This window comes from Methylovulum miyakonense HT12 (assembly GCF_000384075.1).
GTDB classification, from domain to species: domain Bacteria; phylum Pseudomonadota; class Gammaproteobacteria; order Methylococcales; family Methylomonadaceae; genus Methylovulum; species Methylovulum miyakonense.
Genome location: NZ_KB913025.1, coordinates 416,341 through 428,215, shown reverse-complemented (window position 1 = coordinate 428,215; position 11,875 = coordinate 416,341). Strand labels below are relative to the sequence as shown.

Annotated in this window: 11 protein-coding genes; 8 read left to right on the top strand and 3 right to left on the bottom strand. The window is 49.5% G+C overall.

What is annotated here, in order from left to right; genetic code table 11:
• The first annotated feature begins 75 nt into the window (after positions 1-75).
• From METMI_RS0102130 to METMI_RS0102105, 6 genes are all read left to right on the top strand, one after another.
• The gene (locus METMI_RS0102130) at positions 76-1,323 is read left to right on the top strand and encodes an MBL fold metallo-hydrolase (RefSeq protein ID WP_019864547.1); all 1,248 of its coding nucleotides are present in this window, start codon (positions 76-78) and stop codon (positions 1,321-1,323) included.
• A gap of 51 nt (positions 1,324-1,374) precedes the next feature.
• Positions 1,375-2,289, top strand: coding sequence for a hypothetical protein (locus tag METMI_RS0102125; RefSeq protein WP_019864546.1), 915 nt, complete (start codon positions 1,375-1,377; stop codon positions 2,287-2,289).
• A gap of 98 nt (positions 2,290-2,387) precedes the next feature.
• Positions 2,388-3,479, top strand: a complete 1,092-nt coding sequence (locus tag METMI_RS0102120; protein WP_019864545.1) for a cysteine protease StiP domain-containing protein — start codon at positions 2,388-2,390, stop codon at positions 3,477-3,479.
• The gene (locus METMI_RS0102115) at positions 3,476-4,426 is read left to right on the top strand and encodes an HpcH/HpaI aldolase/citrate lyase family protein (RefSeq protein ID WP_019864544.1); all 951 of its coding nucleotides are present in this window, start codon (positions 3,476-3,478) and stop codon (positions 4,424-4,426) included. The genes METMI_RS0102120 and METMI_RS0102115 overlap by 4 nt, the downstream gene beginning before the upstream one ends.
• Positions 4,427-4,442: 16 nt before the next feature.
• Entirely contained in the window at positions 4,443-4,712 is a 270-nt protein-coding gene (locus METMI_RS0102110; RefSeq protein ID WP_019864543.1) for a hypothetical protein, read from the top strand.
• Positions 4,713-4,762: 50 nt separating this feature from the next.
• The gene (locus METMI_RS0102105; protein ID WP_019864542.1) at positions 4,763-5,215 is read left to right on the top strand and encodes a tellurite resistance TerB family protein; all 453 of its coding nucleotides are present in this window, start codon (positions 4,763-4,765) and stop codon (positions 5,213-5,215) included.
• A 46-nt stretch (positions 5,216-5,261) separates the two neighbouring features.
• On the opposite strand, the gene METMI_RS25215 is transcribed toward METMI_RS0102105, so the two are convergent.
• The 3 genes from METMI_RS25215 to METMI_RS0102080 all read right to left on the bottom strand — a co-directional run bounded on the left by METMI_RS25215 (position 5,262) and on the right by METMI_RS0102080 (position 10,594).
• Positions 5,262-6,065: a plastocyanin/azurin family copper-binding protein gene (locus tag METMI_RS25215; RefSeq protein ID WP_019864541.1), complete on the bottom strand. Its 804-nt coding sequence runs from the start codon at positions 6,063-6,065 to the stop codon at positions 5,262-5,264.
• Between the two features lie 123 nt (positions 6,066-6,188).
• Complete coding sequence (locus tag METMI_RS0102090; RefSeq protein ID WP_019864540.1) at positions 6,189-8,465, bottom strand: TIGR03032 family protein; 2,277 nt, start codon at positions 8,463-8,465, stop codon at positions 6,189-6,191.
• A gap of 350 nt (positions 8,466-8,815) precedes the next feature.
• Positions 8,816-10,594 (bottom strand): choice-of-anchor Q domain-containing protein, encoded by a 1,779-nt coding sequence (locus tag METMI_RS0102080; protein WP_019864537.1) that lies wholly within the window; start codon positions 10,592-10,594, stop codon positions 8,816-8,818.
• 404 nt (positions 10,595-10,998) lie between these two features.
• Here METMI_RS0102080 and METMI_RS22955 point away from each other — a divergent pair, with 404 nt between their 5' ends.
• The gene (locus tag METMI_RS22955) at positions 10,999-11,532 is read left to right on the top strand and encodes an NUDIX hydrolase (protein ID WP_083930146.1); all 534 of its coding nucleotides are present in this window, start codon (positions 10,999-11,001) and stop codon (positions 11,530-11,532) included.
• A gap of 9 nt (positions 11,533-11,541) precedes the next feature.
• A complete protein-coding gene (locus METMI_RS0102070) occupies positions 11,542-11,874 on the top strand; it encodes a DUF1820 family protein (RefSeq protein WP_019864535.1) in 333 nt (110 codons plus the stop codon).
• Position 11,875: the final 1 nt, after the last annotated feature.

Sequence of the window (11,875 nt, the reverse complement as noted above, 5' to 3'; positions counted from 1 at the left end):
AATAATTTAAAAATTTGCTAAACAAAAACGCCGCTCAAGTGAATATAAAGTTCACCTACAGAAAAAGGACGCCCCATGCGTATCTGTATCCACCGAGGCAGCAAACAAATCGGCGGCAGTTGTGTTGAAATTGAATATCAAAACCAGCGGCTTTTAATTGATCTTGGCTTGCCGTTAGATGCCGAAAGCAACGACAGCCGCTATCTTCCACCCATTCAAGCACTAGATGGCAATGACCCGTCATTACTCGGAATCTTAATTTCCCATCCACATCTGGATCATTTTGGGCTACTCGCCCATATCTCCCCCAACATACCAATTGGCATGGGCGTTAATGCCCGCCGTATATTGGCAGCCGCCGCGCCTTTCCTTCCTGGTAATATACCCATTCCGGCATCTGGTTGGGATTACCAATCACATCAGGCATTTACAATAGGCCCTTTCACAATAACCCCTTTTTTAGTCGATCATTCCGCTTATGATGCCTATGCTTTGTTAATTGAAGCAGGTGGAAAACGGCTTTTTTACAGCGGCGATTTCCGCGCTCATGGAAGAAAATCAGTACTATTCGATCGACTGGTTGAAAGCCCACCGCAAAATATTGATGCCTTGCTAGTGGAAGGTTCCTCTTTGGGCAGGCTTGATACCGACCAACGTTTTCCGGGCGAAACGGAACTTGAAGAACAACTTGTCCAAGCTTTTTCTGCTACGGAGGGAATAGCTCTAATTCATACCTCCGCCCAGAACATTGACCGGATTGTCTCAATTCTGCGGGCTTGTAAAAAAACAGGCCGTAAATTGGTGATAGACCTTTATGCCGCCGCCATATTGGAAGCCACAGGAAACCAAAATATTCCGCAATCAGACTGGTCCGATGTGGCCTTGTTTATACCTCAATCACAACGGATTCAAATCAAGAAAAATGCTTGGTTTGAGTTGTTGAAAAAACACTCGAAAAACCGGATTTTTATTGAATCGCTACAGGAATCGCCAAAGCAATCAACGATCTTATTCAGGCCATTGCACTGCCGTGACCTTGAAAACGCCAATTGCCTAGCAGGAGCGGGCTATATTTATTCGCAATGGGAAGGCTATTGGGAAAATGGCACGTACGCCCAACTAAAAGATTGGTTGGCGCATCACAACACCCCCAAGCAAAGCATACACACGTCCGGTCATGCCAGCCCTGTTGATTTGAAAGTCTTTGTTCAGGCATTGGTTCCTAAAAAAGTCATTCCGATTCACAGTTTCATGCCGGAACGCTATGCTGACCTTTACGCGAATGTGGAACAACATCATGACGGCGAATGGTGGGAAATATAGATTGCCGTACTCCAAAAAACACCCGAAAATTTAATGACTAAGGAAACTAGAATGGCTTTTGACCGTGAAATATCAGATGAAATGATTGATGCACTTAACGAGAAATATATGGACGAAAATGGCTGGTGGCGTAAATTGGCCGGCCATGAGGATACCTTGATAGCTATTCGCGATAAGTATCTGAATGTTTATTACAATGGTTGCAATGTCGCTAAGATTGAATTCAAAAATAAAAAGCTCAAGGCAAGCATTCATTACAAATATCTGTTAAAAAAGGAGATTAATAGTCCTTACATTGAGCAAAATGATGATGGGTTTAAAATTGCCAGTCATGCTGATCTTTTTATTACATCGCTATTGGATTTTGATGACATTAAGAGAGCAACAAAAGCCTATGGTGGTATAGAAAAAATAGGTGTCCACAAAATAATCCGTACTAATCCAAATATAGTGGATACTGAAATTGCCTTGGCTGAAGCTAAATCCGATAAAGATAATGATGCGGGAAAAAAGAATTCACGAATCGACTTTTGCGCCATTCAAGAAGAGAGTGGAAAATTGCTGTTGAGGTTTTTTGAAGCCAAGCATTACTCAAATAAAGAGCTAAGGGCAAAACAAGGTAGCGAGATTAAAGTGATTTTACAATTAGACAGATACCAAAAAATTTTAGAAAATCAAAATGCCGATATTGTGTCCTCCTATAAAAAACTAATTCACAAAGCCGCCAAGATTCAAGGAAAAAATATCCTTGGAAATATTTTAGAAAAATACCCCGACATCAATGCATTAGAAATTGACCCTGAACCCAGATTGGTTATATTTGGTTTTGATGAAGATCAGAAAGAAGGGAAAAATTTCAATAAGCACATGGACGCATTAAGAGCAGAATTAGGTGAGTCGCCAAAAAAGAAACGGTTGCTGCTTAAAGGCGACATAAAAGGTTTTACATCGGGGATTAGCTCGTAAGGCGGAATAGCTCGTTGGGGTGAGGAACGAACCCCAACAACACCCACAGCGTTGGGGTTCCTATCGTCACCCCAACCTACATCTTAACCTTAAAAACCATGACCCAAATCCCCTTCTCAGGTAGCTACTCCCCTAATGATGTTGAGTTCCTGCTCAAACAAATCACTATCGAAAACACCCCTATAGCCGTCAAAGAAGCCCTGATCCAATCAGGACAAAAGCATTATTCGCAAATGCTCAGCCATGAGTCTTTGCCTTCGGAAGCCTATCTGGAGTTGTTCCGGCAGGCGATGGCGGCGAACAGGCAGCGGGTGGCGGCGGATGTTATTAGTTTGGCTGCGGGGATAGTCGCCACGCGCCCGCACGGCATCACGTTGGTGTCGTTGGCACGGGCGGGGACGCCAGTTGGGGTGTTGTTGAAGCGGGTGCTGCAAAGCTATCACCAGGTCAACGCGGCGCATTATTCCATTTCCATTATCCGCGATGTCGGCATCGACACCCATGCCTTGCGCCATATCCTGCAACGCCACGCGCCGGAAACGCTGGTGTTTGTCGATGGTTGGACGGGGAAGGGCGTGATCGGGCGGCAATTGGCGGCAAGTTTGCAGCGGTTTGCCGAAACTGATAATGTCACTATACCCGCCGAACTTTATGTGTTGGCGGATTTGTCCGGCACGGCGGCGGTGGCGGCTTCGGCGGAGGATTATCTGATCCCTTCGTGCATTTTGAACGCCACGGTGTCTGGTTTGGTCAGCCGTTCGGTGTATGATGCGCAAACCGCCGCCGCTGGTTTTCATGGTTGCGTGTATTATCAGGACTTTGCCGAGCACGATTTGTCGGGAGTTTTTATCGACGGGATCCTCGCTAGTGTCGACGGACAATGGGGCGATGCCCGGCAGTCCATCCGCCCGGCGCGGTACCAGACAGGACAGGCGGCGGTTGCAGAGAAACTGCTGGCCGATTTGGCAACGCGTTATAATGTCAGCCATCCCAATTACATCAAACCCGGCATCGGTGAAGCGACCCGCGTGTTCTTGCGCCGTGAAGCCAGATTGTTGCTGTTACAAGACGATGCCGCCGAAGCCACCTTGCATTTGCGTTGGTTGGCGGAGTCCCGCGCCATCCCGATTGTCGTTTGTCCCGATTTGCCTTACCGCGCCGTAGCCTTAATCAAAGAGATAACAACATGACCCTGCTCCATCCTTCCTTATCTGAACCGTTTTCACCATGGATGTTGGGTGCGCCGCTGTACATGCCCGCGCATCGGCGGGATTTGGTGGCTATCGCCAATGGTGAGAAGCTCCCATTTTTGCGCTCGATGATTTTTTGTACTGAAGATGCGGTTTCCGATGCCGATATTGACAACAGTTTGCGGCACTTGGCGGCCTGCCTGCCGGATTTTGATAATCATGCAGGGCGTTTCCGGTTCATCCGTGTGCGCAACCCTGAAGTGTTGGCGCGTTTGCTGGCCTTGCCGCATATAGAAAAGATTGACGGTTTTGTGTTGCCCAAATTCACCGAAGAGGTGTTCGATGCTTATTTTTCGCAATTGCAGGGGACGGCGTTTAAAGTGATGCCGACTTTGGAGACCCGCGAAGTGTTCGACGGGCTAGCCATGCTGCGTTTGCGTGAGCGCTTGGTGCAAGCCGACATTTTTCCGCGTATTTTAATGTTGCGCATTGGCGGCAATGATTTGATGAATGTGTTGGGCTTGCGCAGGCCGCGTGGTTTGACCATTTATGACACGCCCATGGGCCATGTGATTGCGCAACTGGTGATCTTGTTCAAACCCTACCATTTCGCGCTGTCCGCACCGGTGTTTGACTATCTCAACGATACGGTAACTTTGCATAAAGAGATTGTCCTGGATTTGGCGCATGGTTTGACGGGCAAGACCGCCATCCATCCTGACCAAATCCCTGCGATTGAAGCCGCTTATGCGGTTGACCGGGAAGATTATGAAATGGCTTTGAGCTTGAACGATGATGATGCGCCCGCCGTCTTTAGGATGCACAACAGCATGTGCGAAGTCGCCACGCACCAGCAATGGGGCAAAGCCATCTTGCACCGCCAAAGCTGTTACGGTGTTAAAATGCCCAGGACTTTAGACGAGTACGCCGGACTAGCGGTTTCATAAACCTGGAGGTGGCTACATGAATGCCAGAATTGACCTTGTTCCCGGGCAAAATTGTGTATTGCCGACCCATGATTTGCATATCATTTTAAACCACGCCCAAAACCCGCCCGACATTGAAGTGCGGCTGGATAGCCATCGCGACGACCAGTTCACATGCGCCATTGCGATGCTAGAAAATATCAACCACCCGTTGTGCATCACCAAACTGCCGGATTATTTTTCGGGCCATCAACACATGGGCCGCGCCTATGGCTGGGGCTTAAACTATGTTGCCGGGAGTAAATAAAATGCTTGACCAACCATCCACTAAACCACGTTAATTTTTAGGAGCAGACCATGAGTTTCGATAGTTTTTTAAACCAATTAAAAACCAAAGCCAGCGAATTAAAAACCGAAGCTTTGAAATTTAAAAACAAGGATTTTTTGAATGCGGCAATGGCCGGTTCCGCCTTAGTGGCGATGGCTGATGGCAGTGTCAGTTCGGAAGAAAAGCAAAAAATGGTCAAGTTCATCGAGGGCCATGATGCCTTATCCATTTTTACTACCAGCGATGTCATCAAAGCCTTCCAGGATTTTGTCGGGCAATTGGAGTTTGATAAAGACATTGGCGAGGCCAAAGCCTACCAGGCTTTAGGTAAGATGAAATCAAACATTGAGGCGGCGCGTTTGTTGATCCGCATGATTATTGCGATTGCCGCTTCTGATGGGCATATTGATGAATCGGAAAAAAAGGTCGCCGCTAAGATAGCTAGGGAATTGGGCTTGAATCCGGCGGATTTTGAATTATAAGGTTACGGAAATGCCGGACGGGTTTTTGGCCTGTCCGGCATAAAGCTTACTGCCCTGGGTTAGTGCAGAACGTTTTTGGGGTTTGTGCAGGCGGAATGCTTTGCAAGTAAGCGTAAATGGCCTCCAGGTCAGTATCGCTCATTTGACCCACAATAGGCCAAGGCATCACTTGCAAGGTTGTGCCAGGCGCATCATCGGGTGCATGGCCTGTGCGTAAGGTGGATTTGAACTCGGCCAGACTAAAGCCGGCGGGTTTGCCGTGAATATCAGGTGTTATGTTCCGCGAAACAAACGGGCCAAAGGCGACACCGCCAGCCAAATATGTCGTGGAGTTGAATTGTTTCTTTTCACCCTTGAATGGATTACGCCCAACTTTGTAAGTCGGGCAACTGTGGCAATCTGCACAACTGCCTTGGGCATTGACTATGTAACTGCCTTGGTAGACTTGGTCAGTTGTTTTCTTGAGTGTGATCGGTAAGACCGCATTCGCTCCGGTGACAATGTTTTTGCCGATATTTATGCGTGTTTCTTCAGGGGTGCGGACAGTGATTGAGCCAGCCATGCCTGCATGGATGGTGCAATGGTAGGCAAATGTTCCGACCGTCTTAAATGCCCGTGCAAAAGATAGGCCTGGAGCCAGGTTAGCTGACCACAAATTGCTATTATCTTCAGTTGTTGTGTGTGTGAAAGCGCCTTTATTGACCCACTTGACCGTATCTCCCAGGTCAACTTTTAGTGGGGTGGGGTTAAAGTTGAAATCTTGTATATTGACGGTGATGGTTTTAGCGTAAGCCGATAATGATGCCAATGACAATATCATGGCCAGAATCGTGCAATTGATGCGGTTCATATATCCTCCAATAATTAAGTATGTAGTTATATTACGTGCGTGGGAGGCTATGTTTATATCACAGGTAACACTCTGTTTCACAGAGTTTTTTCGTATTTTTATTAACGTGGCAGGCGTGAAAAATTACCTTTTCCATGCACGTAAATTTAAAATCACGCGCCCCATCAATTCCCCCCAATCACCTACTTGGGTTTGCCGGATTAACTTTGTGTCCGGATACCACACGCTATCTTCACGCTCCAGCAGCCACCGCCAATCGGAATGTTGGCCCAGCAACAGCCAAGCGGGTTTGCCTAAAGCCCCGGCCAGATGCACGATGGAGGTGTCCACACTAATCACCAAATCCAGCTGCTTGATCAAGGCGGCAGTCCGCGCGTAATCGGTCAGTTCGGGTTCCAGATTGATGATGCTATGGGTGTTCAGGAAATCAGCGTCATCAATGGGCAATGGGGTTTGCAGGCTATAAAAAGTCGTATCGCTAACTGACAGTAAGGGTAACCAGTTTGGCAATGGGCAAGAGCGGTGGCGGTCATTTTGATGGGTATGGCTACCAGCCCAGCAAATGCCCACTTTAAGGCCTTGTCCCTTAAGGCGTGGCACTGTGATGTGGGCAGGAATATGCACATACGGTACGGCGGCGGGCAAATTATGCAGGCCAATGCCTAGGATATGGGGAAGGCTTAACAAGGGGCAAAGGTAATCAAAACTGTCCAACGCGACATTGCCCGGTAAACGGGCTTCTGCAACACCTTCGCAATTTGCCAACAAAGGCCGCAGTGCTTCGGTGCACACCAATATCAGCTTTTTACAGCGTGCGGCAGCCAGGGGCAGGAAGCGGGCGAATTGCATGGCGTCGCCCGCGCCTTGTTCGGTATGCACCAACAGAATTTTGCCGCCAATATCCTCGCCTTGCCAACGGGGTTGTGGGCACGCAAATGGCGTAAATGCCGGGGTTTGCCAACGCCACTCGTATTCAGCCCAGCCTTCGTCCATACGCCCTAGTTTTAGCAAAATCATCGCCCGGTTCATGTGCGCAACGGCGTATTGCTGGTCGGCCGTGATGGCTAGTCCGTAATGGTGCAAGGCTTTGGCCCAGTTTTCTTGTCCGGCAAAACAGAGGCCTAAGCTGTTGTGGGCTTCGGCATGGTTGGGTTGTAAGGCAAGCAGTTGCAACAATTCCGCCTCACCTTCCTGCCAACGTTCAAGGTTCGCTAAGGCCACGCCCAGGTGAAAACGTGCCGGAATATGTCCGGGGGCTTGTGACAAGAGTTGGCGGTACGCGTCAATGGCGGCTTCCAGGTTGCCTTGGTGGTGCTGTTGCGTAGCCGCTTCGAACGCTAAGGTTAACGGTTCGGGTGTGGCCACTTCGGCAAGGGCCTCGTCGGGCAGGGAATAGGAGCTACGCACCAGCGGGTCGTCCATATCCAACAAAACCGGAAACCGGTGCGGCAACACTTGCACGGCAAAGACCTCTTGCACCGAGCCAGTGAACGCCACGCAAGCGACGGTCTGGCCCTTTTCAATGTCCACGACCCACACCCCGCAATGCCGTTCGCCAGCTTGCGAAGTCAGCGGCAAGCCGGAAAAAACGGCGGTTTCGCGCACCTGTGAAAGGCCGATAAATGCGTAACGCCCCACAAAATCCAGGCCACGGGTAAAGCCGGGGACTTGGGCGATGACTGTCCGCACGCCGCTATTGGGGTTGACGGTACATAATTGCCCCGCACCCGATTCCAGATACCATAATTTGTTTTGGTACCAGCGCGGCGAGTGTGGCATGGATAAGCCTGTGGTGATGATGCGCCCGTCCGGCACGCTCATCAACAAACCACCTGAAGCCTTATTGGCCCGCCAGCCCGCCGCCGTATCGGTTTTGCCAAGGGCGGTGACAAAGGCCGGTTTGCCATTTTTTAAAGCCATGCCGTTAAGATGGCAGCGGTCACTTAAATCATAAGCCGTGACAAAAGGTGGGCGCCAGCGTGGCACAACGCTATAGGCAGAATCCAGGGTGCACAAACACGACATGCGCGTATTGACCAACCATAATTCACCGTCATCACTATAAGCCATTTCGTGGATGTCTATGTCGCCTGTTATGTGTACTGAACGGGGCAAATAGCAGGCGTCATGCACGGCTGGCACGGCCATTTTTTGCCCGACAGCCGGTAAATTGGCATACTCCCATAATTGATAACCCGTACCGACCGCTAAGCGTTCTTTATAAGCGGCAATTCCCATCGGTTTTTCCAGGCCACAAAAATGTGTGTTCAGGACATCCTCTTGGGTTCTTAGGATAATCAGTTGCCCTGCCTGATAAGTGGACACCAGCACGGATGCCCCCAGAAAGTTAAGCAAGGCAGGGAAGGATGGGGTATGTTGGCTGGCGAACGGGATGCTCATGGCTTGGGTTCCTGAAAATGGCCGGGGATGGGCTCTGCAAAAAGAAGGGGGGTCGCCACTATAAACGATGGGAGGTTTTTTTACCTCTTAGGCGGTCAGCTTTATTAATGGATGTCGCGCGCTGGCTATGGGCTATCAATGTTTACCGTAAGTTTTTACTTTGCAAATTATTTTTTTGTTTCCCGAATAACATCCGTTATTTATAGGGTCTCCAAAACCACACTTCATCAGCCCTAGCATACGCCCGTTAGCCGTTTGCCTATCCGGCATAGCCCTAGGGGCATCCATCGGGATTCCCCTAGGCAAGGCGGTTTTAAGTTAGGGCGTGCAAGCTTTGGACGGTTGGCGCACTAGGGGCAAGCCCACATGCCGGACAGGGATGTGATCTCCGCCACCAAGGCGTTTGCCTGGATACCCGTGGCATAATCATTCGCGTCGGGGGTGCCATCCGTGTCTATGCGGGTGATGGTTCTTTTTAGTTGTGTGCAGGAGCCTTCGTTTAAGCCTTGGCCTTTGTAGTTTCCGGCGCTCAGCAACTGGTTGCGTAAGGCGGCGATACGCTGGCTGGCATGAAAGATGTTGCCGGTACCAATAATTCCGCCACTATTGACGGCGTTGTTAAAAAAACGCACGGTGGTGGAGACGCTTTTTGGAATCCTGACCGTCTTTTCAAACGCGCCAATATCGCAACCACCATCGGCTGGCTGCGGACGTTGGATGCCGCGTTGGTCTTGGTTGCTACATAAAGGCTTGTTGGCAACATCCAGTGCAAGGCTGGTGCCCCGCAGCATGTGGGTTTCGGTATAGCCGCCGTTATCCAACAAAAAACCTAATTTCGGATCACCCGAAATGTCCGCGCCACAACCGCCGTCTTCAATGAGGTTTACGCCCTGTAAGGCCGCGACCCCACTACTATTGCCGCCACCACCACTGCTGCTGTTGATGCAGTCGCCGCCCGTCTTGCTATTGGCAATCAGGGTATTGGTCAGGGTCATGTTTTTTATGTTAAAAATGCCCCCACCTTTGTTGGCCAAGGCCTGGTTATTGGATAAAGTGCTATGGCTTATGGCCAGCTTACCTTTGTTAACAATGCCCCCGCCACTATTGCTTGCTTTATTGCCTGTGACGGTGCTATTGGATAAGCCCATATTTTCAGTGTTGTTGATACCGGCCCCTCCTGATGCCAAATTATAAGAGATGGTGCTATTGATGAGCGTCAGGCTGTTACTAACCGTATCCAAATTAAAGCCGTTATCAATGCCTCCGCCGCTGGTGGCGTTGTTATGTGATACCCTACTATTGGTGATTGTCATGATGCCGTGGTTGCGGATACCGCCACCCCCGTTTGAGGCGCTGTTTCCAAAAATGCTGCTGTTTGCGATAGTCATGGTGCCGGTGTTCATAATCCCGCCACCTATAGGCCCCGTCCAACGGAGGCTGCTGCCAATGGTTTCATTTTTAAAAACCTTGCAATTGCTTAACCCCATGCTGCCAGCGTTGTAAATGCCGCCGCCAAAGCCGCTTTCGCCATTAATCGAATAACCCGCATAGGCGCTGTTGTTGTTGATATGGCTATTGGTCAGCGTGGCGCTGCCGCTGTTACTGTTATAAATGCCCGCACCTTGGCTGCCAAAACAGTAATAATCGCATTGGGTAAAGGTGCTGTTACCCGAAACCTTGCTGTCGTTCAGCCTCAATCGTCCGTCGTTTAAAATCCCCGCGCCTTTTTCGGCATAGCCATGGGTGATGGTGAGTTTGTTGATGGTCAGGTCGCCCGTGCCGCTGATATGGAATGCACGTAAGCCGAGGGCGTCGACAGTCGAGCCCCGGCCGTTAATGGTGATGATGCTGTTGATGATGGGTAAGCCATCTTCGTTGCCCGAACCTAATAAGGAATAATGGGTTTTGGGCGCAAGGTTGATAATATCGGCGCCACTACCGGATGGGCAACCGAATGCGGCGCCGTCGGTATCGGTATCGGTATTTGCATTTCTGATCGCATTGTAGAGTGTGCAGCCACCCGTGGCGTTGATGGTGGCGGCTTGCATGACCGGGCTTGCCGCCAAGGCGAGGGCCAGGGCCAGGGTATGGCGTCGGAAAGGGAAAAACGGTGGTTGATGTGGGGTCATCGTGTGCTCCTCGCTGGGTGAAGGTGTTGTTATAAAAATAAATCCCTTTCCAGGCGATAGCGTTTTTCTAAACAGCGGCGCTATGTCTGCCTTTAAATCCTATGGCTAAAATGGGACTTTGTCATCAAGATTAACGATGCCAATCCACGTAAGGGCATGGCCATGCGCCTGTGGCGGCAAGATGTTTAAGATTACGGGCTATCAAAGGTTTTGTGTCAATTGGCCGTACTTGGTTTGGTTGCATTGCCGTTAAATCCGTGGCTGGCTTATTTGTCCATTTTAACTTGAGCAGGATAACCACAAATTAGGATATTATTCTGTGATTTATTACCTGTTTTTGAAAATAGCCAATTGGGTTGCCAAATTTAAAACTGGGAATTGACATCGTCCCTTCTAAGGTGCTTATGCAGGGTAAACATATTCGTCCACTACCAATACCAGTCATCGGTGTTGGCGGTGTTGTATTTAACGGCCAACAGGTCTTGATGATTAGGCGTAACCAGGCGCCAGGGCAAGGATTGTGGTCAATACCTGGGGGTAAACAGGAAGCGGGGGAAACCCTGGTGCAGGCTTGCCGGCGTGAGGTCGCTGAAGAAACGGGATTGCTTGTTGACGTAGGGCATCTGGTCGCTGTCGTCGAAAGGCGGCCCGAAGGTTTCCATTATGTGATTATGGATTTTTTGGCGGTCCTAGCGGAACCCGCCTCAGGGGAACCTGTTGCCCAAAGCGATGTGTCGGAAGCAAGATGGCTATGTTTGCACGATTTGCCCAATTATCCGCTGGTTGATGGTTTGCTTGAGATCATTATGCGCAGCCACCGGGTATTTAATGGCGAATATTCGGCAGGCTTGTATGATGCTAATGGGCGGCATACCGATTTTATTCTGCTGGCCAATCCGGATTTAGAAAGTGTGGTTAAACAGGCAACGAGGATATAAATAACAAGAATGGCAGAAAAGCATATTTACAAGGTGACTTTGGTAAACCATGAGCAAATTTTTGAGGTCTACGTCAAAAGTGTTTACCAAGGCGAGTTATATGGTTTCGTGGTGATTGAGGATTTTGTGTTTGATGAAAAAAACACCCTAGTGGTCGACCCCTCCGAGGAGAAACTAAGGGCAGAATCCGAAGGTGTTGAACGGTCTTTTATACCTGCCCACAAAATTATCCGTATTGATCAGGTGCAGCGGAGGGGCAAAGCCAAAATAGTGGAGGGTCAGAAAGGGCAGGCGGATGGGGTTAACAAAATTTCCATGCTGTTCCGCCCTGATAAAAATTGAC